This window comes from Maribacter sp. (genome assembly GCF_039968975.1).
GTDB lineage: Bacteria > Bacteroidota > Bacteroidia > Flavobacteriales > Flavobacteriaceae > Maribacter.
The window spans coordinates 1-26,048 of record NZ_JBDVOT010000285.1; the positions used below are offsets into that span (position 1 = coordinate 1).

Consider the following 26,048-nt stretch of genomic DNA (forward strand, 5'->3'; position numbering starts at 1 on the left):
AGATCAAGATAATTTTAGAGATTCCATAGGTACCATTAAAGAAGATGGTAAACGTGCTTGGGTATTTCCAAAAAAACCAAGTGGTAAGCTTTATGAGTACCGTAAGTATGTAAGTTATGTACTGCTTATTTTCTTAATTGCATCTCCTTTTATAAAAATAAATGGCAACCAGTTCTTAATGTTCAATGTACTGGAAAGACGCTTTAACATTTTTGGTTTTCCATTTTATCCGCAAGATTTTCACCTCTTTGTAATCTCAATGATTATCGGAGTAATTTTTATAGCATTGTTTACCGTTGCCTTTGGACGTATTTTCTGCGGATGGATGTGTCCGCAGACTATTTTCATGGAAATGGTTTTCCGTAGAATAGAATACTGGATCGACGGAGACCGAGGTGCCCAAATAAAACTAGACCGACAAGAATGGAATGCTGAAAAAATTAGAAAACGTGTCTTGAAATGGTTTATCTTTTTTATCATTTCATTCATTATTGCCAATGTCTTTCTTGCATATCTTATTGGTAGTGATCGTTTAATTCAATACATCACAGATGGGCCTGCCCAGCACGTAAGCACCATGGTGTCCTTATTGATTTTCACAGGTGTTTTCTATTTTGTTTTTGCCTGGTTTAGAGAGCAGGTTTGTATCATTGCATGCCCTTACGGTCGTATGCAAGGGGTGCTTCTTGATAATAAATCTATTGTAGTTGCGTACGATTATGAACGTGGCGAAGCTGAAAACGGTAGAAAAAAGTGGCGTAAAAATGAAGACCGCGAAGCTTTAGGAAATGGCGATTGTATTGATTGTAACCAATGCGTTAACGTATGCCCTACAGGTATAGATATTAGAAACGGAACGCAACTAGAATGTGTTAACTGTACTGCTTGTATAGATGAGTGCGACACTATCATGGAAAAAGTGAATCTACCTAAAGGTTTGATCCGCTACGCCAGTGAAGATGAAATTACCAAAAAAGAGAAATTCAAGTTTACACCACGTCTAAAAGGGTATACCGCAGTTCTAGTTATTTTAACGGGTGTTCTAGTTGGTATGATGTTTTTAAGAAATGACCTAGAAGCTAATATTTTAAGGTTACCTGGTCAGCTTTACGAACACAAAGAAGGTAATATTATAAGTAATGTATACACCTATAAATTACTGAACAAGACTACGAAAACCGTAGAAGATGTTCATTTTAAATTGATATCACCTAAAGGAGAAATTAAACTGGTGCGCCACGAAAATTTTGATGTTGATCCAGAGGCTTTGGCAGAAGGTACATTGTTCATTGAAATTAACCAATCTGCCTTAAGTGGTGATAAGAACAACCTTAAAATTGGGGTGTACAGTAATGATAAACTAATTGAGACCACTACGGCTCGCTTTCTAGCACCACGTAGTTATAAATAGTACTTAAACAGAAATATTATGAAGATTAATTGGGGTACCGGTATTGTAATTGCCATAGTAGCATTCATTAGCTTTATTATGTTTTTTGTAGTTACAATGACTACCAGCCATGATGCTAATCATGATTTGGTAACAGAAGAATATTATAAAGCCGAACTTGGCTACCAAAAAGAAATCGATGCTGAAAGAAATGCAAGTATCGCCTCTTCACAAATAGAAATTAAAAAATCTCCTGAGGGTTTACTCGTAATTTTTCCTGATGGATATGATGATACCAATGTAAAAGGTATCGTATCCCTTTATAGACCATCCAACAAGAATTTGGATTTTAACTTACCCATTAGTTTATCCAATTCACATTTGCTCATACCTGACAATCAATTGTTGGATGGTCGTTGGGATATTAAGGTTTTCTGGGAACATGAAGAAAAAGAGTTTCTTCATAAAGAGAGTATAACATTTTAAATTATGCTATTATCTGCCCTCATATTAGGTCTCATGGGAAGTTTGCACTGCGTTGGTATGTGCGGACCCATTGCCTTTATGCTTCCGGTAGATAGAACAAACAATTATAAAAAATTTGGACAAATATTCATTTATCACTTTGGGCGATTAATGGCATATGGATTAATTGGTCTTGTTTTTGGTCTGTTAGGAAAAGGACTTTCCATTTTTGGCATACAACAAAAACTGTCTATTGGTATAGGTATTATTATGATATTGATTGTATTGATCCCTTATAAAACCTTCAACAAATACAACCTGTCAAAACCTATTTACAAAGTCATATCTAAAGTAAAGAACCAACTGGGCAAAGAGCTTAAAAAGAAATCGCCAGATACATTTTTAACCATAGGTTTCTTAAACGGATTTTTACCCTGCGGACTGGTTTACATGGCTCTTTTTGGTTCTATTGCAATGGGCGATGCTTTGCAAGGTAGTTTATATATGATGCTTTTTGGCGTTGGTACTTTACCACTTATGACAGTCGCCATTTATTTCAGTAATTTATTAAAAGGCGGTATACGTCAAAAAGTGCAAAAAGCCATTCCTGTATTTGTTATTATCATTGGTGCTCTCTTTATTCTTAGAGGTCTTGGCTTGGGCATTCCTTATGTATCCCCTGCCCCAGTTACCCAGTTAGTATCTAGTGCTATAGAATGTCATAACTAATGACGATATCCAAATAAATCTATTCATATGAAACCGTTACCGAACGATATTGTACTTCGCCCTAGGTTTCAATTGCACATACCAAAAAATAAAGAAATTGTTCTTAGCAAGTTTGAACAATCAAAAGAGAATCCGTTTTTGGTAAAACGATTAGATGAGCATGTATTCATCAAGTTCAATCAAAAAGAGCATCACTTTTGGTCACCACAGCTCCATTTAGAAATAGATGAAGTAGATGATATTAGCTGTAAGCTATATGGTGTTTTTGGTCCTAACCCTACCCTATGGACCTTCTTTATGTTTGTACACTTTATAGTTGCTACTTTATTTATAATTATAGGTATTTGGGCATATTCAAGTGCATCATTAGGTAAAAACTATCATATACAAGTTGGTCTTATGGTACTATTGGTTCTTATTTGGTTTGTATTATATTTTGCCGGTAGAAGCGGTAAAAAGAAAGGCGAGCCACAAATGCAGCAATTACTAGACTTTATGCAGAATGTTCTTACAGCATAAATTTTAATTGTTACAAACTCATCATTATATTTAGAGCACCGAAATAAACAACTACCAAACGTATGAAACGCATCTTACTTTTAGCAATAACACTAATATTCCTTAGTGCAGAAACGACTATAGCCCAACACAAAAAAGAAGAGCCAAAAGGTGTAGATAATGTAGCCTATAAATGGGGTAAAATGGCTTTGGATGCAACAGCATCAGATACCGAAAAATTTAAACCAAGACCAACAATTACTTCTCGTTATTTAGGGTTGATTTTCATTTCTATTTTTGATGCATGGTCGGTATATGATGAAAATGCAATTCCTGTTTACCTAAAAAATATAGAAAGAAGACCTTTAGTTGAGCAAACACTTTCAAATAAAGAAATTGCCATTAGTTATGCCGCTTTTGGTGCCATGAAAGAGTACTATTATTCAGATACCAAAATGTTCAGGAAATTTATGGTTGAATTAGGTCTTGATCCAGACAACACTTCAATGGACCCCACTACCCCTGAAGGTATTGGAAACTTAGCGGCCAAAGCAACTATAGAAGCAAGAAAAAATGATGGTAGTAATCAATATGGCAATGTAGAAGGCTCAAACGGAGAAGCTTATTTTGACTATACTAATTACAATCCTGTAAACACTGCAGATGAAAGTACAGATATTAACCGTTGGCAACCTAAGTACTTTTCTGATGGAAAAGGGGGACAATATGCACCAGGGTGCCTTACGCCCTACTGGCAAAAAGTAACACCTATTACTATGACATCTGCCGATCAATTTAGACCGGGACCGCCACCAATGTATGGTTCTGAGCAGTTGAAAAAAGAAGTAAAAGAAGTGGTTGATTTACAAGCTAACCTTTCTGATGAAGATAAGGCTTTGGTCGAGTTTATGCGTGACGGTCCACAATCTGTTCAACAAGCTGGCCACTGGCTAAAGTTTGCCCAAGATGTCTCAAGACGCGACAACCATACTTTAGACCAAGATGTAAAAATGTATTTCTTAACTGAGATTACCGCTATGGATGCTTTTATAGCGTCTTGGGATTCTAAGATGTTTTATGACTATGCAAGACCTTACGCATTGGTTCATGAATATTACAAGGACAAAACGATTAAAGCTTGGGGCGGACCTGGAGTTGGTGTAATAGAAATGAAAGGACAAGATTGGAGACCTTATTCTCCAGATATTTTCTTATGCCCACCATTCCCTAGTTATACTTCTGGTCATAGTACCATTAGTGGTGGCTGTGCAGAAGTACTTCGTTTATTTACTGGCGATGATTACTTTGGTGAATCGGTAGAATTAACACCAGGAACCTTAACTGAAATTGATGCTGCTTTTTATGGAAAACCGGTGACTATTACCTTCCCAACATTTACAGAATCGGCAAATATGGCTGGTATGTCTAGAGTTATGGGAGGTTATCATATTCAAGCGGACAACATAGCCGGTTTAGAATTAGGTAGAGATGTGGCTAAACAAGCATGGAAATTCTATAATGAGCACTTAGGTATTAAATAATTATCTTTAAGAATACCCAAAACAAATAAACCCAAGGCTTTCACCTTGGGTTTATTCTTATCTATAGTATAGGTTAGTATCTATATTTTAAATGTGATTACAGGTATTCTAGCATGATTAACTACATCTTCTCCAATGCTGCCATTAAACATATGTGAGATTCCTTTACGGCCATGTGTAGGCATTGCTATGGCATCTGCTAAAATGGTATTACCATAATTCAATATACCTTGTTCTACACTGTAATCGTTGTAAATCTCAACTTGTTGTGCCGAATTGGCCTTAGTTAAAAACTTATTTATTTTTTGATAGGCATCCCTATTACTTAAGAATTCATCGTTTGGCGTATTAATGAAAACAACCTCCATACTAGCACCTAACATTTCTGCAAATTCCTTAGCTTTTTGAAAGGCAGGTAAGTTATCATCGTTAAAATTGCACGCGAACACAAAACGGTCCAAACTTAGACTAGTAATCTCGCCTTTAATTACTAAAACAGGTACCGTTGCGTTACGAACTACTTTTTCAGCATTAGAACCAATAAACATTTCTTCTAATCCGCTAGCACCATTAGAACCCATTACAATTAAGTCTGCACTATGTTCTTCTGCAATAGCATCTAACTCACTAAATACTTTATAATGCTTTATTACCGGCGTTACCTTAACCCCTTCTAAATAAGGTTTTTCCAAAAACTCCTTTAAATTCTTTTCGGCAAGCTTTACCAAGAATACGGTTTGTTCAATATAAATACCATCAGGTGATGATAGTATTGCCTGATTTAGTTCTAACATGTGAACCACTAACAGCTCTACATCATGCTTTTTAGCCAAATCGGATGCTGCTTTTAGTGCTTGTTCTGATTGTTTTGAAAAATCTGTAAGTACAATTATTTTTTTCATGGTAATTTTATTTAGCAATTATTAAGATCAGGAACTTCTATTTCTTTTATTATTTAAACAGTCATTGAAAATATCTTGGTATCCGGTTTTTTCTTTTGTAATGGCAAATCAAAAGCCATACATACATTTCTAACAAATGGTCTACCCTTTTCGGTTATTTGAAGGCTACCTGCGGTAATGTTGACCAAGCCATCTTCTCTCATTTCTTCTAACCTATTTAGAATACTATCCATTTGTGGTAGATGTAATTTAAATTCGCTCCAAGATGTTTTAAACTGACACATTAAATTTAAGATATGTCTTCTTATAATTTGATCTTCCTCTGTTAAAATATGACCTCTATAAAGCGGTATAATATCATTCTCTACCAAATTCTGGTATTCTTCTACATTTTTTACGTTCTGCGTAAAACCGTACCAACTATCACTAATACTAGATGCCCCTAACCCGATCATTAAATGGGTGTTAGAGCTGGTATAGCCCATAAAATTTCTATGTAGTTTACCATTTTGCATAGCTTTGTACAGACCATCTGTAGGCAAAGCAAAGTGATCCATACCTATTTCATGATAGCCATAGTTCAAAAGCAATTCCTTACCTGCTTCATACTGCTTTCTCTTTTCGTCTCCCGCAGGTAAATCTGCATCGTTATACCCTCTTTGTCCATTACCTGCCAACCAAGGCACATGCGCATAACTGTAAAAGGCAATACGGTCTGGTTTCAGCTCTTTGGTCTTTTCTATGGTATTTTTAACATGTTCCAATTTCTGATGTGGCAAGCCAAAAATTATATCATGACTTACAGATTCATAGCCTATTTCCCTAGACCAATCTGTAACATTTTTTACGTTTATAAAAGGTTGAATTCTATGAATTGCCTTCTGTACGGTTTCATTATAATCTTGAACCCCAAAACTTACCCTTCTAAAACCAACATCATATAAAGCTTGTAAATGCTCTTTGGTTGTATTGTTTGGATGTCCTTCAAAACTAAACTCGGCATCAGCTGCTTTTTCGGCAAGTCTTAGAATTCCATCTATTAAATACTTTAAATTCTCTGGTTTGAAAAAAGTTGGTGTGCCTCCACCTAAGTGCAGTTCCTTTATTATAGGTTTCTCATCAAACATATCACTATATAATCTCCATTCTTTTAAGACAGATTTTATATAGGGCATTTCAACATCGTGTCGTTTTGTAATACGCTTATGGCATCCGCAGAACGTACACATACTTTCGCAAAAAGGCAGGTGTATATAAAGGCTAATACCAGATACTGCATTGCTCACATGAAAACTCTTTTTTACCGAAGCTTCCCATTTTTTTCCAGAAAAGGTATTGATATCCCAAAAAGGAACCGTAGGATAACTGGTGTAGCGAGGACCAGGCACATTATACTTTTGAACAAGCGAACACATATGAATTTGTTTTTTGACAAACATACATGTCATTACCAGTTTAAAATATGATTTATATCAGTTCAAGCATTAATGAAAAAAGATAACTTTCCAAAAAAACTAAAGCATCAATAGACAGGCTTATGTAACCAATGTTACAATACTAACATGTAAGATCTAATAATTTTGTTTTTAAATTTAATAGCATGTTACCACAGGGTTCTAAATTGTACAGTATTATATTTTTAAAATGCCCACGTTGCCACAAAGGTGAATTCTTTGAGGCTAATCCTTATAAATTAAGTAACTTCAATAAAGTAAAAGAGCGTTGTCCAAAATGTGATTTAAAATATAGCATTAAACCTAGTTTTTACACAGGTTCTATGTACGTGTCTTGTGCAGTTGGTATTGCCGTAGCTGTTGCTGCGTATGTTCTAACCTTACTTTTTGGTCTAGAGCTTTCTATAGGCGCGTTATTTGTAGTGATAGTTACCGCATTGGTATTAGCAATGCCCTGGATTGCTGCAGTTTCTAAATCTATTTGGGCGAATATATTTTTTAAATTTGATAAAGAAATAGCAAAGAAAATTAATTAACTAAGAATGATTCAGGACTTAAAGGAAGAATACGGAGATATCTTTGAAGAAGAGCTCATCAATGAAATTGTACAGGTAGGTACTTTTAAAGAAGTGCCAGAAGGTTATAAATTCATGGAAATCGGTGACTACATTAGAGGTATGCCTTTGTTAATTTCTGGAGCCATTAAAATCTTAAGAGAAGATGAAGATGGTGATGAGTTACTATTATATTATCTAGAAAAAGGTGACACCTGCTCTATGACCATGGCATGTTGTATGGGCGATAAAAAAAGTGAAATAAGAGCCATAGCCGAAACAGATGCCAAATTGATTATGGTGCCTATTCAGAAAATGGAAGAATGGACCGCTAAATATAAATCTTGGAGAAACTTCGTATTTAATAGCTACCATGTTAGATTAAATGAGCTTTTAAGCACCTTGGACAATATTGCTTTTCAAAAAATGGATGAGCGCTTAATTGGTTATCTGAAAGAAAAGGCAAGAGTAACAAATGACAATATTATTCATAGTACCCACCAAGATATTGCCTATGACCTACATAGCTCTAGAGTGGTTATTTCTAGACTTTTAAAGAAGTTAGAAGAAATGGGTAAAATTAAACTTCACCGTAATTATTTAGAAATATTAGATTTATAACACCTCTGTAACTATTGTTACTGCGCAGGTTTCTTACCCAATTTACATTTGTAATATTAATTATATTACATGGAAATCTTGCATATTTTTGGGTATATCAGTGCCCTAATAATTGGTATATCTTTAGGTCTTATTGGTGGGGGCGGCTCTATTCTTGCCGTGCCCGTTTTAGCTTATCTTTTTTCTATTAACGAAAAAGCCGCTACCGCCTATTCTCTCTTTATAGTTGGTGCCAGTGCACTTGTAGGTGGCTGGAAACAACATTTAAAAGGTTATGTAGATTGGCGTACCGCTATCGTTTTTGGTATTCCTGCAATAATAGGTGTAACGTTGGTTAGACACTATGTGGTACCGGCAATGCCCAATATTTTATTTGAAATTGATAATTTTCAATTTACACGTAGAATGGCCATGTTTGGTCTATTTGCAATTTTAATGATTCCTGCGGCGTACTCCATGCTTAAAAAAGAAAAGAGGATTGATAATACGGGAGTGGTTGCCTATAACTACCCTTTAATTTTATTAGAAGGACTTTTGGTAGGTAGTATTACGGGACTAATTGGTGCAGGTGGCGGATTCTTGATTATACCGGCATTAGTGGTTTTGGCAAATGTTGAAATGAAAGTTGCCGTAGGCACCTCTTTAATTATAATTGCCATAAAATCTTTAATGGGTTTCTTTCTGGGCGACGCCATGACAATGCTCATAGATTGGGAGTTTCTTGCCATTTTCACATCAATTTCATTCGTAGGTATTTTTATTGGTAGTTACCTCAGTAGTTTCATTGACGGTAAAAAACTAAAGCAAGGTTTTGGCTATTTTATTCTTGTTATGGCTGTCTTTATTTTCTATATGGAATTCTTTAAATAAATTTTGGCTTATGTGACAAAAGTCACAGTATAAGACTATTACAAAGGGTAATTTTATGCTACTAATCAAAACATACAACAACATGAAAGTAGAACAAATTTATACCGGATGTTTGGCTCATGCAGCCTATTATATAGAAAGTAAGGGTGTTGCGGCAGTCTTTGACCCACTGCGTGAGGTACAGCCTTATTTAGACAGAGCCAAGAAAGACAATGCAAAAATAAAATACGTTTTTGAAACTCATTTTCATGCCGATTTTGTTAGCGGACATTTAGATTTACAAAAGAAAGCAGGTGCAGAAATTGTATTTGGACCTGGTGCAAAACCTGCATATAAAGCAACTACAGCTAAAGACAACCAAGTATTTGAAGTAGGTGATTATAAGGTTAAAGTAATACACACTCCTGGTCATACTATGGAGAGTACCACATATCTTTTAATTGATGAGACAGGTAAAGAACATGGTATTATTACCGGTGACACCTTATTTATTGGCGATGTTGGCAGACCAGACTTGGCACAACATGTGGTTGCAGATTTAACCGAAGAAAAGCTTGCCGGGTATTTATACGACTCGCTTAGAAATAGAATCATGCCACTTAATGATGATTTAATCGTTTACCCTAACCATGGCGCAGGTTCCGCTTGTGGTAAGATGATGAGTAAAGAAACTACTGATACCCTTGGGCATCAAAAGAAAGTAAACTACGCTTTACGCCCAGATATGACCAAAGAAGAATTCATTAAAGAATTATTGACAGGATTAACCACTCCCCCAGGTTATTTCCCTAAAAATGTTTTAATGAATATACAAGGTTATGAAAGTTTAGATAAGATTATGGATAGGGCCACTACCCCATTTTTACCAGATGCTTTTGAGGCTGTTGCCAATGAAACAGGTGCTTTGGTCTTAGACACTAGAAATGCCGAAGATTTTGCAAAAGGTTTTATTCCTAATAGTATTAATATTGGTTTAGAAGGTAGTTTTGCACAATGGGTCGGTGAAATGATACCAGATATTCAACAAGAGATTTTATTGGTTACCTACAAAAACAAGCACGAAGAAGCAATTACACGTTTATCTAGAGTTGGGTACGACAATACCGTTGGTTTCTTGGAAGGCGGTTTTGATACTTGGAAAAATTCAGGAAAAGATTTTGAAATAAGTAAAAGAATAGATGCTACAGAACTAGAAGCTGATTACAAGAATAACAAGCCCACAATTATCGACGTTAGAAAAAAGAGCGAGTTCGATTCTGAACATGTGGCTGGTGCCATAAACGTTCCTTTAAATGAAATTAACCAGCATTTGGCTCAATTTCCAAAAGACGATGCGTTTGTTTTACATTGTGCAGGCGGTTATAGAAGTATGATAGCGGCATCTATATTAAAACAAAGAGGTTGGACAGATTTTACAGATGTCAGAGGTGGTTTTGAAGCTATTTCAAAGACAAACATACCTAAGACAGCATACGTGTGCCCGTCGACACTATTATAATATTACATTTAAAACAGCTCTGATTTCTTCTTCAGAGCTGTTTTTAAATACTATGTAACCTAAGTTACTGTATAGCTGTATTTACATTTTTATTTTTGTTTCAATACTAAATTAAAGCATATGAAAGTAGAACAAATATATACCGGCTGTCTAGCGCAAGGTGCTTACTACATTGAAAGCAAAGGAGAGGTGGCAATTATTGATCCTCTACGAGAAGTACAGCCTTATATTAATAAAGCAAATGTCGATAATGCCAAAATCAAATATATTTTTGAAACGCATTTTCATGCAGATTTTGTTAGTGGCCACGTTACTTTAGCTAAAGAAACGGGAGCTCAAATTATTTACGGCCCTAAAGCCAATCCGTCTTTTGATGCCATTATTGCAACTGACAATCAGGTGTTTCAACTTGGCGATATCACTATTACAGCTTTACACACGCCTGGTCATACAATGGAGAGTACCACCTATCTATTAAAAGATAGTAAAGGAAAAGACCATGCCATATTCAGCGGAGACACTTTGTTTTTAGGTGATGTTGGTAGACCTGATCTTGCTCAAAAAATGGGCGAGTTAACAGAAAGAGATCTTGCTGGTTATTTATATGATAGTTTACGAAATAAAATTATGCCTTTGGCAGATGACGTAATTGTTTATCCTGCTCATGGTGCCGGTTCTGCTTGTGGCAAGAATATGATGAAAGAAACTGTAGACACCTTAGGCAATCAGAAAAAAATGAATTATGCCTTGCGTTCAGATATGACCAAGGAAGAGTTCATTGAAGAAGTAATTGATGGTCTTTTACCACCACCACAATACTTTCCTTTAAACGTAAAACTGAATAAAGAGGGTTACGAAGATATTGGAAAAGTACTTGAACGTGGTACAAGGGCATTATCGCCCGCTGCTTTTGAGGCAGCTGCAAACGAAACTGGAGCTATAGTATTAGACGTTCGTCACCAAGATGATTTTGCAAAAGGACACATACCACGATCAATCTTTATTGGTTTAGATGGTAGTTTTGCCCCTTGGGTAGGTGCTCTAATTGCAGATGTGCAACAACCTATACTACTGGTAACACCGTTAGGAATGGAAGAAGAAACCGTAACTAGATTATCTAGAGTTGGTTTTGATGGAACACTAGGCTTTTTAGAAGGCGGATTCGATGCTTGGAAAAAAGCATCAATGGAATATGATACCGTAAGTCAAGTGAATGTAGCCGGACTTAAAAAATTAATTGAAACTGAAAATGTTTCTGTTTTTGATGTTAGAAAAGAATCTGAATTTCTATCTGAGCATATTATAGATGCGGTGAATACTCCGCTAGATTATTTAAACGATCATTTAGCTGAATTTCCTAACAGTAAATCCTTTTACCTGCATTGTGCCGGTGGATATAGAAGTATGATTGCTTCTTCAATTTTAAAAAGCAGAGGTATTCACAACCTTATAGATGTAAAAGGCGGATTCAAAGCAATTAAAGAAGCTGGTATACCTGTAACTGAATTTGTTTGCCCTACTACATTATAATTTTTTATTGGTTGGTTATTGAAAGAAACGGTCATATATCAAGACCGTTTCTTTCTATCATTAAGTATTAATTAAAACAAAACATCATGTCATTTTTAAGTACACTCTTTGGTAATAAAGAACAAGAAACTACAGGCAATATAACTGTGTTGGACAAAAGAGAATATGCCACACAAATTATTGCCAATAACATAAAACCTTTTGATGTTAGAACCTCATCAGAATATAATAGCGGCCATATTAAGAAAGCGATAAACATTGATTTTTTCAATTCTGGTAACTTCAAAAATTATTTTGAAAAATTAGATAAAGAAAAGCCTGTTTATGTTTATTGCAGGTCAGGCGCAGAAGTCAAAAAGCAGCTCGTAGACTTTTAAAAATGGGCTTTGAGCAAGTATTTGATTTAAAAGGCGGTTATAACTCTTGGAATTAAAAGTAGACGAGCAATCATTTAACAGATTGCTTAATACCCTACATTAATTTGTTAATCGTATGGGTTCTAAAAATTATAGAATTGGCAATAAATATAAATTTATGAAAAAGATATTTTTATTACTCACAATTGTTTTTGCTTTTAGCTGCAAAGATTTTTCTAAAGGAAAACAACAGACAATTGATAATTCTAAAGATGAATTTTCATATGATTCTATAAAAGATGCTGATACCGAAACAAATGATAGTATACTTTTAAAAAAAGGTAAAATGATAGCCCAAAGCACGCAAAAAGTATTGGGCAAAAACCTTATGTTGAACATTCAAAAAAATGGTCTTGTAGGTGCTGTAGAATTTTGTAATGAAAAAGCATATCCATTAACAGATAGTATGGCTATTGTACATCATGCCAAGATTAAGAGAGTAACTGACAAACCAAGAAATACTAATAATAAAGCAAGTGAAAAAGAGCTTGAATATATTGAATTTTTTAAATCAAAAATTAATAACAACGAGTCTTATAAACCTATATTGACGAACGATAATGGAATTACAAATTTTTATTTCCCTATTGTTACGAATACCATGTGCCTAAATTGCCATGGTATACCAGAAACAAATATCGACCCAAAGGTTACGCAGCTTTTGAACGATAAATACCCATATGACCAGGCTGTTGGCTATAAAGAAAATGAGGTTAGAGGTATTTGGAGTATTAGTTTTAAAGACAATCAAAATAAATAAAATATGACATCAGTAATTCCTATTCAAAATTTAAAATGTGGCGGTTGTGCCAAAACAATCGTTTCAAAATTAGAGGAGATAGCAACAATTACCAATGTATCGGTATCTGTAGAATCGTCATCGGTCTCTTTTAATGCATTGAAACCAGAAGATATACTACTCGCAAAAACAAAATTAAAGTTAATAGGTTATCCTAGCTTTGATGATGATAACTCTATGCTTTCAAAAGCTAAGTCTTATGTAAGTTGCGCCACAGGTAAACTATCTAATTAATCACACAAAGAAGAAGTAATTTAAATTACTTCTTCTTTGCTTTGAAACCATGGGTCATTTGTCCTAAAAAGTCTTGTGGTAAATCTTCATCACCCGGGTAACCTAATCTTACATCACCACTATCTTCTGGTATGTAATTGGTTTTAAATATATAATCCCAAAGACTTAGGCTAATACCAAAATTTACACCATAAGTACCCTCAGGTAAATCATAGGCATGATGATATAGGTGCATTACCGGGTTGTTTACTATATATTTTAAAGGTCCCCATGTAATCTTTATATTAGAATGATTAAAATGACCAATGGCAATTGCGGCAAAATGTACAATATAGGCTTGCTCAGGTTCAAAACCACCAAGAATCATTACACCAAAAGTTTTTAAAGGTTTGTATAATAAGTTTTCCATCCAATGGTATCGTAAATGAGCCGCAAAACCCATTTCTTTGACACTGTGGTGAACTTGATGAAATTTCCAAAGAAAAGCATACTTGTGCAATAAGGTATGCGTGAACCATTGTACAAAATCTAGAACGATAAAAAATAATAGTAATTGACCCCACATTGGCCAGGCAGATATATCTATGATCGCTAAACTATTTGCTTTTATACCAATATCATTAAAAAAAACCTGTAATAATTTATAAATACCACTTATGGCTATGGCGAATAGAAAGAAATTAAAGAACATATAAAAACCGTCTAACCAAAAGTCTTTTCTAAATACACCTTGTTGTTTTCTCCAAGGAAAAACAATTTCTAATGACCATACAATCAAGGAAATTAGAATGAGTCCCCAGAAGTAATTTAGGTACCAGGGCACATCGAAAATAATGGATTTCCATGTCCAACTTAAAGTTCCTGTAATTGCATTTAAAAAGGCATCTAAATATGCTTTCATTACTATCACGCTTTGTGCAAAAATACTTTTTAAATAACAAAATCACTGTAACCAATGTTACATTTCAATTGACTGATTTTTAGCATTTTTACTTATGACCAATATCATTTTTAGCACTTCAATTTAGTACTACCTTACCATTAAAAAGTTAACTAAACGTTGCTTACTTTAAGTTAAGTCTAAAATTGAGCAACAACATTACATAATATTTTATATCATAATTTAAAAACTAGTATCATGAAAAAAAATATGGGAACAACAGATAAGTTTATAAGATTCATAATTGCCGCTATTCTTCTAATTGCGTTTTTCACAGATGCAGTTACCGGTATTTTGGGTTATGTTGCATTAGCTATTGCAGCGATTTTTATATTAACTTCTTTCGTAAGTTTTTGCCCGCTTTATACACTTTTGGGAATTAATAGTTGTAAACTGAAAAAGTAGCTTTCAAAACATATTTATAAAACATTAGATTCTATATCAAAAGTTATAATTAAGAATGACATCTAAATGAAACATATCTACTTTATTAAAAAATAAATTAGGATTATCTAGTATATCACCATTTCCTATTTTAGAGGTCAATAATAGCTCTGGTCTTAAACGCTTCAGCTTTTTAATATTGAAGAAAATATCTAGATTTATATGCGTGTAATCTGGCATAGCATATTTATTTAAAACAGCATCAGTTGGATCTGGTTTCCAGTGCTTACCAATACTTAATATAGATATAAGATTTAGATCATTTAACACTGCAAAGTCCTTTTTGTAATTTAAAACCAAAGCATGATTATCTGCGGAACCTTCGCTACGTTCTCGCTTTTGAAAACTAAAAAGATCTTCTCTGCCCCATTCTCTTGGAGATATAAATTGACCATGTGGTAATATTCTATTGTATGATAAAGTAAGTAGTCCTGCTTTGCTTTCATGAGCAATTTTTAATCCTACTATGTCTGCAGAATTTTGGTTGTAATAGCGAAGCGAGTCTACACTGTTTCCACCATTACCCACCTTATTTTGATGTAACCACTCCCCTTCTAATATCAATGATTTAGATATATTATAAGATGGTTTTACATAGATAGAATTCGATATGTTATCTAGAAATTGATTCCATATATTCACTTTAAAATTATCGGTTATCTTATAATCCACATTCGCCAATAGTATATAATCAGATGCCGTATTATTGGCATACTGCGATGCCGTACCTAAATTGTTTCTACCTACGGGGTAAGTTCCTATGCTTTCTCCTATTCCATAAAACTCTCCTGTAGATCTTGGTGCTATTTCATTTAGTACACCTAATTGAAACTTGGTCTTTTCTGCATTAAAATTATACCAAAACCCTTGGACCAAAGTAGGTATCATTCTGCCATCTTCTGGGTTAATCAACGGTGTATTAATTTTTATCCGCCCAAGCGTAAATGAATGCTGAGCTAGGTGATATTTCGCATACAGTTCTCCTAATAAAAAAACCGCATCATTACTTAAATCTAACCTATCAAATAACCCTTCTTCATACCTACTTATTCTTCCTGTGGTGGCATCAGGAGCCTTCAAATCTTGTAAGCCAATATTGGTTGAGTTGTAAAGGGCCACTCCTAATTCTAAATTCTTTAATAATTTATACTCGTACTTTATTTTACCACCCGTTGCAAACGCATTAAAGTCTTTCAATTCCCCTTTATTTGACGTCATCATATAATACGTACGCCATTGCCCAGATAATGTGCCTTTTTTCTTTACCGCAACAGAATCTTGTGCCTTAGAAAATATAGGCAGACAAAAAATGAGCAGATATATTAATCGCATGGGGTTACTTTGTTTTAGTGATTCCGTATTTCTCTTTATAGAAATCCATTATTGGTAAAAATGGTCCATTTTTATGTTGCTCTGGAGAAAAATCGTCTACCCACGGTCCGTAGGGTGTAGAGACTGGTTTTAGCTTCTTATCAGGATAATCGTTTTCAGTATTTAATTTATGTGGTCTAGAAAAACTATTGATGTATCCTGCTACATGGTAAGCCTCTTCATCAGTCAGTTTTGGGTTATCCCATGTTGCTTGTAAATAAGGCATATTACTCTTAATAAATTCTGCCGAAGTGATTACCCTATGCATACCTGCACCATCGTTAAAACTATCTGGACCCCATAGTGGTGGATACGTGTAGCTTTTACCATCAATAGCATTGAGAACTCCCGCTCCATTTTCACCATGACAGATAACACATTCTTTTTGATATACCTGTCTTCCTTTTTCTAAATTCACAGCTACAGCAGGTACCTTTATTTTTGGGTATCCTTTAAACTCGGCCTTTCTATCCTCTGGCACCCCTTCACTCAACCAATCCATATAAGCTACTATGGCCACCAATTTATCTGAGTCTGACGGAAGCATTTTTCCATTCATACTGCGCTCCATGCACCCATTAATTCTATCTTGAATAGTACCCACTTTATTGCCCCTACCACCAAACTGTGGAAATCTCTCTAAAATACCTACCCATGACCCTGAACCTGCCTGAGCTCCTTTTTGTAAATGACAATTGGCACAAGCCAAATTATTACCGCTATATCTATCTTCGGCACGCACTGCATTGGGACCCATATATTTTGAAGTCTCAGCTATTAAATAATAGCCTTTTTTGACCACCGGCGACATATTCTTAATTTCAGCGATTGCATCTTTGGGTTGCCATTTGTCAATAACTACAATATCCTTTACTTGTATTGTTTCTTCACTTTCTTTAGTAGGCTCATAGTTCAAAAGCCATATAAAGACTAGCCCTACTAACACAAACATAATTGTAAAGAGCTTAAATAGTTGTTTCGCTAAAATTCGTAAATCACCCATAGAAATGTAATCTTACGCTAATTTAAATAACGAATCTATAAATATTGAAAGTTTATTGATGTAACAATAGTTACACTTGCGTTAAATGCTTTAACTTACTTTCATTCTTTTCTAAAATTACGGACATTAGTAACTTATATTATTAAACCAACAAATCATTCATTTTAAATATAACGAGCACATGAGAAAAGCACTTTTACTTATTATAGCAATTATGGCAGTACAACTTACAACGGCACAAGAATGGACAACACCTATAATAGAAGGCTATGGAAAAATTAAGGAATTCAAAGAGGTAGCCATACAACCTGACCCTAACAAAGAATATAAACTTGTTTTTGACCTAAAAGATGAGCGTGAGTTGGATGGCATTAATATTGGTTATTTCAAAATTGCAAGAATGATTAATATGCTAGGTGCAGGGGGTGTTTCTGCCGATAAAGTAAATATCATCGCTGCTGTACATGGTGGTGCCACTTTCACTGCTCTAAACGAAACTAAATACAAAGCTAAATATGAAAAGGAAAACCCAAATGAAGCTGTAATAAAATTATTAAAAGATTACGGAGTAGAATTTTATGTTTGCGCGCAAGCTGCTGCCGCAAGAGATATTAGCGCTGCAGATTTAAACCCGAATACAGAATTAGGATTATCCGCAATGATGGTCCTTGCCAATTACCAAATGGACGGATATATTTTTATGCCGTAAGCACTTATTTATTTAGATAAGGCGTAAGGTTTACATACAAAAGCGACTTTTGACAAGATTACATTACTATAACTTTTAAATATTAACAATGGCAAATTCAAGTTTATCGAAGATTGGATTAAATACAGAAGATTCAAACGATATTGCAACACAATTAAACGACCTATTATCAAATTACCAAATGTTTTATATGAACCTTAGGGGTTTTCATTGGAATATTAAGGGTCGAAAGTTTTTTGAGCTTCATTTAAAATTCGAGGAACTTTATAATGATGCCTTAATCAAGGTTGATGAAATTGCAGAACGAGTGCTAACCTTGAGCAACACTCCAATACATACGTTTACCAAATATATTGAACAATCTGAAATAGAGGCTAGTGAAAATGTGGTTGATGGCGATAAAGCTATAGACAACATTTTAGATAGTTTAAGCATACTTTTAAAAAAAGAAAGAGCTACCCTAAAAATAGCTGCCGAAGCCGAGGATGAAGGCACTGTTTCTCTAATGAGCGATTATATTACCGAACAAGAAAAATTGGTTTGGATGCTATCTGCTTACCAAGATTAAATTTTTAATATAACTTTTTGATCCCCAAAATTTGTAAATCAAGTTTTGGGGATTTTTTTTACTATCATTTTAAGAAAAATATAGAACAACCTTTTGAATACGTGATTTTTAGGTTAAAACTAAACCTGTTTTCATTACATGAATTTTAAAACATATTTACCATAATTATTCGCCTTTAAATGTAACATTGGTTACCTTTAATTATCATGTGAATTATACCTTTACATATATAAAAACATTGAAAAGAATTTAGACTATGGAAGACATGCTTTTCTATGACCGAATGCAATTTGCTTTCACTATTACTTTCCATTATTTGTTTCCACAACTTACTATGGGGCTTTCATTAATGATCGTCTATTTTAAATGGAAATTTCTTAGAACTCAAATTATAAAATATAATGATGCCGCTAAATTTTGGATGAAAATTTTCGCTCTTAATTTTGCTATGGGTGTAGTCACGGGTATACCTATGGAATTTCAGTTTGGGACTAACTGGGCAAAATTCTCTGAACTTACAGGAGGAATTATAGGACAGACACTTGCTATGGAAGGTATGTTCTCTTTTTTCTTGGAATCATCATTTTTAGGTCTCTTTCTTTTCGGAGAAAAATTAATGGGTCAAAAGCTGCATTTCTTAACTGGCTTTTTAGTATTTCTAGGTTCATGGGCCAGTGGTTATCTTATAATTGCTACACAATCATGGATGCAGAACCCTGTAGGTTTTGAAATTTTAGAAAACGGAAAATTTGTTTTAAATAATTTTGGTGCATTATTTTCTAATCCGTGGTTACTACCATCTTATTTGCACAACCAATTAGCTTCCGTTATAACTGCTTCTTTTGTAGTAGCGAGCATTGGTGCTTTTTATTTGTTAAGCAAGAAGCATAATGAATTTGGTAAATTGTTTCTTAAAACTGGTGTAATTTTCGGATTGGTGTCTTCTGTACTTGTTGCATTCCCAACTGGTGATCTAGTGGCAAAAAATGTAGTAAAATATCAACCTGTGACATTTGCTGCAATGGAAGGTATTTTTGAAACTGAAGAAGGTGGTTCTGAAATTGTATTGATCGGGCAACCGGATATGGAGTTCAAAAAACTGGATAATAAAATTGCCGTTCCCAATGTACTTAGCTTTCTAACGTATCAAAAGTGGCACGCTCAAATAAAAGGTCTGAACGAATTTGATGAAAAAGACTACCCTACCAATATACCTGGATTATACTATTCTTATCATATTATGGTTGGCTTGGGAACTATTTTCATAGGCTTAATGGGTATAGCTGCTTTTCAACTATGGCGTAAAAAATTATATACTAGCAAGTGGATCTTATGGTCTATCATGTTCATGCTTCCTTTTCCATACATTGCAAATACCACTGGTTGGTACACTGCTGAACTTGGACGCCAACCCTGGTTGGTATATAACCTACTAAGAACCTCTGAAGGTGCTTCACCTACCGTATCTGCAGGTAATACACTGTTTACCCTACTAGGATTTATAGGGCTGTATTTATTACTGGGAATGTTATTTTTAATTCTCGCCGGTAAAATCATAAAAAAAGGACCTGAACTTCAAAACTCATAAATTATGGAATTATTCTGGTACATTGTTTTAATGGGCATGCTTGGTATGTACGTCATTCTAGATGGTTACGATTTTGGTGCTGGCATAGTACATCTGTTCTTTGCTAAAAAAGAAAAAGATAAAAAAGCGGTAACTAACGCTATCGGTCCTTTTTGGGATGCCAATGAGGTTTGGTTAATTGCATCTGGCGGAGTTTTATTTTTTGCTTTCCCTACCCTGTATGCGTCTTCTTTTAGTGGTTTTTACTTACCGCTAATTATGATTCTATGGCTGCTGATCTTTAGAGCCATTGGTCTAGAACTTAGGGGGCAATACCATAACGAGATGTGGGAGTCTATTTGGGACAAGGCTTTTGGTATAGCCAGCTTGTTACTAGCACTATTTTTTGGTGTAGCTTTAGGCAATGTTGTACGTGGTGTAAATTTAGGTATGGTAGAAAATGGAGTATCTGCCTATGAAGCCCATTACTTCTTTTTACCCCTGTGGAACCCCACCTTTAGCCCTACGGCAGAACATTTAGGTATTATAGATTGGTTTACTCTATTGCTAGGTATTATTAGTGTGGTTGCACTTACCATACATGGTGCTAACTGGATTATTTTTAAGACCAATGCAGAATTGAATACTAGATTAAAATCAATAATTTTTAAATTGAATTTTGTATTGTTGGCACTTGTAATAACTTCAATACTTATTTGGCATATCATAGAACCTAAACCATTTACAAATTTTCTTGACAAACCTTATCTATGGCTTTTTCCTATTATTACTTTAACAGGACTTGTTGGTCAATTTTGGATTAAAAAATTTAAAAAAGACGGGTATGGTTTTCTCTTTTCGGCTTTATTTCTGTTTGGTGGTTTTGCCTCTACGGCGGCTTCTATTTTCCCGAAAGTATTACCATCAACCAATTCTGTAAACCCATCATTAACTATTTATAACGTGGCAGCTGATGAATACGGATTATCCGTTGGTGTTTACTGGTTTGCCATTGCCATAGTATTAGTTGCCGTTTACATGTATGTGCAATACCGCATTTTTAGTGGTAAAATGGATGACGTGGGCTACGGCGAGCATTAAATAATTTTTATAACAATGACCGGCTCATTAATTTCTCTGTTAAGCATAGCTATGGGTATTATAGCTGCAAATATAATGGGGTTGATGTTTAAGCACTATTCATTTGGTGTCACCGGAAATACGCTTATAGGAGTATTTGGCAGTATTCTCGTCATTAAAACCTTTGGTAGATTAGGCTTTAACGCTTGGTATATAATACAAAACGGCGATTTTAGTTGCTCACTATTAGCAATTAATTTAGTAATATCCTCTTTGGGTGGATGTTTAGGTTTAGTCGTTGCAAAAATAGTTTATCAAAAACTTAACAATAGCTAAAATCACTCACTATTAGACACTTAAACCTCATATCCTTGTTTGAAATATAACTATGTAACTATTGTTACTTTATATTGATGCCCTATATACGTTCTTTGCGTTTTAAAACTAGATTTTTCAAGAAAATGAATTTACTATATGATCCCTGGCCATGGTATATTGCCGGTCCTTTAATTGCGCTGACAATGTTTATTCTGCTTTACGTAGGTAAACAGTTTGGCATGTCTTCAAACCTTAGAACCATGTGTTCTATTGGTGGAGCGGCTAAATATTCTGATTTTTTCAGATTTGATTGGAGAGCGCAACGTTGGAACCTTGTAGTTGTGCTAGGTGCCATAATTGGCGGTTTTATTGCTTCAAATTTCATGTCGGACAACACGGTAAATATTAATCCAGAGGTTGCTCAACAACTTGCTACGGATTATGGAATAAATAGTGCCGGCGAAGCTTATTTACCACCTGAGCTATTTGCTTCTGAAAACCTAACCGACCCTTTTGTTCTTGCTGTTTTAATTTTAGGTGGATTCATGGTTGGTTTTGGTGCACGTTATGCCGGTGGTTGCACTAGCGGTCATGCCATATCCGGTCTAAGTAATTTGCAATTGCCTTCTTTAATTGCCGTAATAGGTTTCTTTATTGGTGGGCTAGTTATGATTCACCTTTTATTCCCCCTAATTTTTAACTAAATGAAGTATTTAAGTTATTTGACCATAGGTATATTTTTCGGTATCATCATGTATAAATCTGAAGCTGCATCGTGGTTTCGAATTTATGAAATGTTCCAATTTGGATCTTTTCATATGTATGGTATTATTGGTTCTGCATTGGCCATAGGTGTTGTGGGTGTACAAATCATTAAAAAGAACAATATTAAATCTATAGATGGAACTGAAATGAACTTACACCCTAAAAACAAAAGTGTTGCCCGCTATTTAATTGGTGGTATCATTTTCGGATTAGGATGGGCATTGGCAGGTGCTTGCCCAGGACCAATGTATGTGCTTGCAGGAGCAGGCTATTTTTCAATTTTAATTGTAATTGCAAGTGCCATTCTTGGAACTTTCGTATATGGTATTATAAAAGACAAGTTACCTCATTAAAACTGGTTTAGTTGTGGTTTGATATTTTAGGAGACAGCCACAACCACCCCACACCTAATAAAAATATGATGTAAAATAGAATTGGAGACATAGGGCTTTTTATTACTACTGCCCTATTTTCTTTTACCTCAGCGCTAAAATGTTTGGTATTGGCAGCTCTGTTTTTGAATGCGGATAAAGATTTCCAATCATCAGGACCATACACGTAGTATGAAAATTTTGAGGTACTGTCAGACTCAACTTTTAAGGTATTCCATCCTTTTTTCGTGGGATAAATTGTTCCCGTATATTTAAAAGGCACCGTTGCATTCTGAAGCAAAGAAACCCTATTTTCATCTGTATGTATAACAGATAGCTCTTCTAAACTTGTTCGTAATGCAAAAGAATAAGGCTCATCTATTTTAGGTATCTCTGTTAGGGATTGCCACTGTACCGACTGCTCTTTTTGCTTTACTACGTTATCTAAAATCTGGGTCCAAATATTCTTGTACACTTGATCTTTTCCATTCAACAATAATTGATAACTATTTAACATTGTAGTAGTTGCAATCCTACCTAAGCCCATTTGTTTATAAAATGACAAATCTGTAGCTCCATTGATTCTTATAACATTTGTTGCAAAATCTTTTGTAAACTTAAATGGATATTTTTCTAATGTAATACCCGTATTTGGTAACTGAACTTCATTGAAACCGTCTCTCTTAAATGTAAAATAAGAGGTATTGGCACCTAAATTAAATAACCAGTCACTTGGTTGTATAAAAAGACCTAATCCGTTTTCCCGTATACTATTTTCAAAGCGATGCTTTATAGATCTACCAAAATTGAAATAGGTATCTGCATCTGCAATGACCACATCATAAGTATTCAAAGATGCTTTGGTAAATTGATAAACGGGCGATGCCTTGGTATTAAAATATTCAAACTTATACTTGCCTTTTGTGAGTTGACTGCGTACCGTTACTTCATAACCTGCATCGGCTAGAAAGTTTTTTAGATACTTAGTTTCAAACGTAGGAAACGTATTGACTATTAAAATGCTGACTTTCTCCTTTTCCCGAATGGTAATCGGTAACGGATTTGACTTCACTACTTTACCAACACTATCTTTTTCTGTCAATAGAAAAACAAAATTACCACTAACTTTTGGAACTGACTTCAACGAGAAATCATTCACAGAATTCTCTTTAAAACCAATGGAATCAAGACCATTACCTCTAGAATCTTGCAATACCAAAAATGAACCTTCAATAGGTTTAGAAATTTTCCCCTTTACCTTCAAATCATCTCCTAAAACAATTTGGTTTGTAAAGTCCAACTGTGTAATGCCAGACTGAATTTTATTGGGTATATATGCTGTAGGGAGACTATCAAATGCATAAAAATCGTAGGACTCTACCCCATTACCAATAATGATTAGATTGGTGAGCGAATCTAAAGCCGAACAAATCGATTTCTTAGAATTATATTCCAACACCTGAATACCCTTGTAAATACGCTCTAAACTGTCTTGTTGCTTTTTCCTGAAACCATCTGTTAAAAGCAGTCCTTGTTTATCTTGTAAAGCTACTTCGTTGGTCGGTTCAAGAATTAGTAATGCCAACGATAAAATTGAGACCAGCGCTATTAACGAATTCAGAATAAACCGCCCATTATTCGGTGCCTTCCATTCCTTAAAAATATAAGTAGCAAGCAACAACATACCTCCCATAATTACGGGAACTATCAAATCTTGCTTTAAAAATGAAAAACCTTCAATCATATACTTCCAGCTGTTTTAGAAATAATGAATTGATTTCGTCTACATACATTTTTTCAGCTCCAGGTTTTTGTAGAGGTTTTGGTAATGCCAAGAACAATCCCTTTTGAACAAACCTAAAATTTTCCATTGTTCTACCTGTATTGTTCTCTATCCTTTTTAAACCTTGTAACACCTGTAAATACTTACCAGGGTTATTTATTGCCAATTGTGCCAATTCATTGCCTGCAGCTGTAAAAAGAGCATTATCGCTCTTAGTATATTCATTTTCCTTTTGCACCAATTGTTCTAACCGACCAATAGCTTTTTCAATGGCTTCAAAAGGTTCTTCTGCTGTAGTAGATTCATTTTTCCTGTAATTTTTAATATCCTTTATTTTACCGGTAAGTCTACTGTCTTCTTTGATCGGTGGTGGATCAAAACCTATTCTGTGTACATAAATACGCGCGCTATTCTTTATTTCTTGAATATATTTTAAGGCATCATATTGAAAGGGTAAAGACTTTTCTGGCTCATACAATCGTAAATGCAATTCGGCATCCCACATAATACTTAATGCCTTTCGCAATTTCGTTTTTAGCGACTCTTCAAATAATGTGGATTCCTCTGGATCATCGTGATTATGAAGATAATCATGTAAGGGGTCCTCTGGTTCTTCGGCATCACCTTCATGCTCATGCTCATGTTGTTCTACTAAATTATGCTCATTATCACCATCATGATCATGCATGAAATCTTTTATTACATTTTCTTGATCTTCAGCATGATCATGGTCTTCACCTTCTTCATGACTTTCGATCTCGGCAGGCGCTTCTTCCATCTCAGATTCATCGCCCATAAACTGCCCATATTTTAAACGCAACGCTTTCTGATCAAACCCTAGCTCATTACTTCGAGTTTTAAATTCTTCAATCGTTATGCTCGGTTTATCTTTTAAGAGCTTCTCCGTATCAATAATCAATTGCCGTTGACTTCTGAAATAATCGGGCATTTGATCTACGCCTAAAGTTCCTTCTACTCCAAATTGTTCGCTAACCGTATCTTTGATGACTGCAAAATAGGTTTCGCTACGTGCTACATTTCTTCTCGGTTGTTTTTCATCAAAGGCTTCTATGTAGAAATACAGCTCATCGCCTACTTCCATTTTTAAAGCATTTAAATCCAATGTTTTGGTTGCTCGTATAGATTTAGCTCCTTTTGAAATGGTTTCCTTAAAATTCAATTTCTCTTCCCTAAATTTCACCGACTCGCCAGTTCCCTTACTTACCGTAGCGATGATGTAGCCTTCATTAATCCCAAAATCATCTGTAATGGAGCTTTGTAGTTGCACGAGTTTCTTGTCTGAAAAATCAAAATAGGTGTACTGTTCCAAGCCAAGTATTTCAATTTCTGGCGAATTATCTGCCGTAGCTTCTAACGAAAACAAATCGGAAGTGAACTCTGTTCCTTCTTCATTTTTGAATTTGAAACTATAGAATCCTGATGCTTTCAATGGTAATTCTATTTGATAATCTTCCCCTACTTTATTTAATGGTTTTAGTTCTCCCATTACATCTAAAACGGGTTCAACAACAGGATTATCAAATTGTAGGTTCCATATCACTTTAGAACCCGCAACTGCCTTAACATTTGCGTTAGCGGTAGTTTTACTGCCCAATCTAGTATAGGGC

General features: G+C 34.8%; 27 protein-coding genes and 1 pseudogene. 21 read left to right on the top strand and 7 right to left on the bottom strand.

From position 1 onward, the window contains the following. The 5 genes from ccoG to ABJI11_RS19030 form a co-directional block, all read left to right on the top strand. A partial coding sequence (gene ccoG / locus ABJI11_RS19010) for a cytochrome c oxidase accessory protein CcoG (RefSeq protein ID WP_348355986.1) occupies positions 1 to 1,411 on the top strand: 1,411 nt, incomplete at its 5' end. 18 nt (positions 1,412 to 1,429) lie between these two features. Next, entirely contained in the window at positions 1,430 to 1,876 is a 447-nt protein-coding gene (locus tag ABJI11_RS19015; RefSeq protein WP_348355990.1) for a FixH family protein, read from the top strand. 3 nt (positions 1,877 to 1,879) lie between these two features. Continuing rightward, entirely contained in the window at positions 1,880 to 2,584 is a 705-nt protein-coding gene (locus ABJI11_RS19020) for a sulfite exporter TauE/SafE family protein (protein ID WP_348355993.1), read from the top strand. 27 nt (positions 2,585 to 2,611) lie between these two features. Beyond that, the gene (locus ABJI11_RS19025) at positions 2,612 to 3,103 is read left to right on the top strand and encodes a GTP-binding protein (RefSeq protein ID WP_348355996.1); all 492 of its coding nucleotides are present in this window, start codon (positions 2,612 to 2,614) and stop codon (positions 3,101 to 3,103) included. A gap of 62 nt (positions 3,104 to 3,165) precedes the next feature. After that, complete coding sequence (locus ABJI11_RS19030) at positions 3,166 to 4,623, top strand: vanadium-dependent haloperoxidase (RefSeq protein WP_348355999.1); 1,458 nt, start codon at positions 3,166 to 3,168, stop codon at positions 4,621 to 4,623. Between the two features lie 80 nt (positions 4,624 to 4,703). On the opposite strand, the gene ABJI11_RS19035 is transcribed toward ABJI11_RS19030, so the two are convergent. Both ABJI11_RS19035 and hemN read right to left on the bottom strand, forming a co-directional pair. Further along, positions 4,704 to 5,525 carry a universal stress protein gene (locus tag ABJI11_RS19035; RefSeq protein ID WP_348356002.1) on the bottom strand — a complete coding sequence of 274 codons (822 nt, stop codon included), beginning with the start codon at positions 5,523 to 5,525 and terminating at the stop codon, positions 4,704 to 4,706. A 53-nt stretch (positions 5,526 to 5,578) separates the two neighbouring features. Then, positions 5,579 to 6,940 (bottom strand): oxygen-independent coproporphyrinogen III oxidase, encoded by a 1,362-nt coding sequence (hemN, locus tag ABJI11_RS19040; RefSeq protein WP_348356005.1) that lies wholly within the window; start codon positions 6,938 to 6,940, stop codon positions 5,579 to 5,581. 185 nt (positions 6,941 to 7,125) lie between these two features. On the opposite strand from hemN, the gene ABJI11_RS19045 reads away from it, so the two are divergent. The 8 genes and pseudogenes from ABJI11_RS19045 (at position 7,126) to ABJI11_RS19080 (ending at position 13,501) form a co-directional block, all read left to right on the top strand. Next, positions 7,126 to 7,515 carry a DUF983 domain-containing protein gene (locus tag ABJI11_RS19045; protein ID WP_348356008.1) on the top strand — a complete coding sequence of 130 codons (390 nt, stop codon included), beginning with the start codon at positions 7,126 to 7,128 and terminating at the stop codon, positions 7,513 to 7,515. Positions 7,516 to 7,521: 6 nt separating this feature from the next. Further along, positions 7,522 to 8,154 carry a Crp/Fnr family transcriptional regulator gene (locus tag ABJI11_RS19050; protein WP_276494257.1) on the top strand — a complete coding sequence of 211 codons (633 nt, stop codon included), beginning with the start codon at positions 7,522 to 7,524 and terminating at the stop codon, positions 8,152 to 8,154. Between the two features lie 69 nt (positions 8,155 to 8,223). Beyond that, positions 8,224 to 9,024: a sulfite exporter TauE/SafE family protein gene (locus tag ABJI11_RS19055; RefSeq protein WP_348356011.1), complete on the top strand. Its 801-nt coding sequence runs from the start codon at positions 8,224 to 8,226 to the stop codon at positions 9,022 to 9,024. Between the two features lie 82 nt (positions 9,025 to 9,106). Further along, positions 9,107 to 10,522, top strand: coding sequence for an MBL fold metallo-hydrolase (locus tag ABJI11_RS19060; RefSeq protein ID WP_348356014.1), 1,416 nt, complete (start codon positions 9,107 to 9,109; stop codon positions 10,520 to 10,522). Between the two features lie 120 nt (positions 10,523 to 10,642). Further along, positions 10,643 to 12,052, top strand: a complete 1,410-nt coding sequence (locus ABJI11_RS19065) for an MBL fold metallo-hydrolase (protein ID WP_348356016.1) — start codon at positions 10,643 to 10,645, stop codon at positions 12,050 to 12,052. Between the two features lie 86 nt (positions 12,053 to 12,138). Further along, positions 12,139 to 12,485, top strand: a pseudogene (locus ABJI11_RS19070) (rhodanese-like domain-containing protein). 101 nt (positions 12,486 to 12,586) lie between these two features. Further along, the gene (locus ABJI11_RS19075) at positions 12,587 to 13,228 is read left to right on the top strand and encodes a DUF3365 domain-containing protein (RefSeq protein ID WP_348356019.1); all 642 of its coding nucleotides are present in this window, start codon (positions 12,587 to 12,589) and stop codon (positions 13,226 to 13,228) included. Positions 13,229 to 13,231: 3 nt separating this feature from the next. Beyond that, positions 13,232 to 13,501 carry a cation transporter gene (locus tag ABJI11_RS19080; RefSeq protein WP_348356022.1) on the top strand — a complete coding sequence of 90 codons (270 nt, stop codon included), beginning with the start codon at positions 13,232 to 13,234 and terminating at the stop codon, positions 13,499 to 13,501. Positions 13,502 to 13,526: 25 nt separating this feature from the next. Here ABJI11_RS19080 and ABJI11_RS19085 read toward each other — a convergent pair whose 3' ends face one another. Further along, the gene (locus tag ABJI11_RS19085; RefSeq protein WP_348356025.1) at positions 13,527 to 14,402 is read right to left on the bottom strand and encodes a sterol desaturase family protein; all 876 of its coding nucleotides are present in this window, start codon (positions 14,400 to 14,402) and stop codon (positions 13,527 to 13,529) included. A gap of 237 nt (positions 14,403 to 14,639) precedes the next feature. Here ABJI11_RS19085 and ABJI11_RS19090 point away from each other — a divergent pair, with 237 nt between their 5' ends. Next, positions 14,640 to 14,846, top strand: a complete 207-nt coding sequence (locus ABJI11_RS19090) for a DUF2892 domain-containing protein (protein ID WP_348356028.1) — start codon at positions 14,640 to 14,642, stop codon at positions 14,844 to 14,846. Positions 14,847 to 14,882: 36 nt separating this feature from the next. Here the strand turns inward: ABJI11_RS19090 and ABJI11_RS19095 are convergent, their stop codons facing one another. After that, positions 14,883 to 16,217 (bottom strand): OprD family outer membrane porin, encoded by a 1,335-nt coding sequence (locus ABJI11_RS19095; RefSeq protein ID WP_348356031.1) that lies wholly within the window; start codon positions 16,215 to 16,217, stop codon positions 14,883 to 14,885. Between the two features lie 4 nt (positions 16,218 to 16,221). Next, positions 16,222 to 17,208: a c-type cytochrome gene (locus tag ABJI11_RS19100; RefSeq protein WP_348356034.1), complete on the bottom strand. Its 987-nt coding sequence runs from the start codon at positions 17,206 to 17,208 to the stop codon at positions 16,222 to 16,224. Positions 17,209 to 17,440: 232 nt separating this feature from the next. Between ABJI11_RS19100 and ABJI11_RS19105 the strand changes: the two genes are divergently transcribed. The 7 genes from ABJI11_RS19105 to ABJI11_RS19135 all read left to right on the top strand — a co-directional run bounded on the left by ABJI11_RS19105 (position 17,441) and on the right by ABJI11_RS19135 (position 22,619). Further along, entirely contained in the window at positions 17,441 to 17,968 is a 528-nt protein-coding gene (locus ABJI11_RS19105; protein ID WP_348356037.1) for a DsrE family protein, read from the top strand. A gap of 88 nt (positions 17,969 to 18,056) precedes the next feature. Beyond that, positions 18,057 to 18,536 carry a DNA starvation/stationary phase protection protein gene (locus ABJI11_RS19110; RefSeq protein WP_348356040.1) on the top strand — a complete coding sequence of 160 codons (480 nt, stop codon included), beginning with the start codon at positions 18,057 to 18,059 and terminating at the stop codon, positions 18,534 to 18,536. A 256-nt stretch (positions 18,537 to 18,792) separates the two neighbouring features. Continuing rightward, entirely contained in the window at positions 18,793 to 20,124 is a 1,332-nt protein-coding gene (locus ABJI11_RS19115) for a cytochrome ubiquinol oxidase subunit I (protein WP_348356043.1), read from the top strand. Positions 20,125 to 20,127: 3 nt separating this feature from the next. Beyond that, positions 20,128 to 21,204 carry a cytochrome d ubiquinol oxidase subunit II gene (gene cydB / locus ABJI11_RS19120; RefSeq protein WP_348356045.1) on the top strand — a complete coding sequence of 359 codons (1,077 nt, stop codon included), beginning with the start codon at positions 20,128 to 20,130 and terminating at the stop codon, positions 21,202 to 21,204. 15 nt (positions 21,205 to 21,219) lie between these two features. Continuing rightward, the gene (locus ABJI11_RS19125) at positions 21,220 to 21,519 is read left to right on the top strand and encodes a hypothetical protein (RefSeq protein WP_348356048.1); all 300 of its coding nucleotides are present in this window, start codon (positions 21,220 to 21,222) and stop codon (positions 21,517 to 21,519) included. 125 nt (positions 21,520 to 21,644) lie between these two features. Beyond that, positions 21,645 to 22,205, top strand: coding sequence for a YeeE/YedE thiosulfate transporter family protein (locus ABJI11_RS19130; protein WP_348356051.1), 561 nt, complete (start codon positions 21,645 to 21,647; stop codon positions 22,203 to 22,205). Next, a complete protein-coding gene (locus ABJI11_RS19135) occupies positions 22,206 to 22,619 on the top strand; it encodes a DUF6691 family protein (protein ID WP_276494240.1) in 414 nt (137 codons plus the stop codon). A gap of 7 nt (positions 22,620 to 22,626) precedes the next feature. On the opposite strand, the gene ABJI11_RS19140 is transcribed toward ABJI11_RS19135, so the two are convergent. Further along, the gene (locus tag ABJI11_RS19140; protein WP_348356054.1) at positions 22,627 to 24,381 is read right to left on the bottom strand and encodes a hypothetical protein; all 1,755 of its coding nucleotides are present in this window, start codon (positions 24,379 to 24,381) and stop codon (positions 22,627 to 22,629) included. Next, positions 24,374 to 26,048 (bottom strand): tryptophan-rich sensory protein (locus ABJI11_RS19145; RefSeq protein ID WP_348356057.1); only part of this gene is annotated, 1,675 nt, incomplete at its 5' end. The genes ABJI11_RS19140 and ABJI11_RS19145, both read right to left, overlap by 8 nt.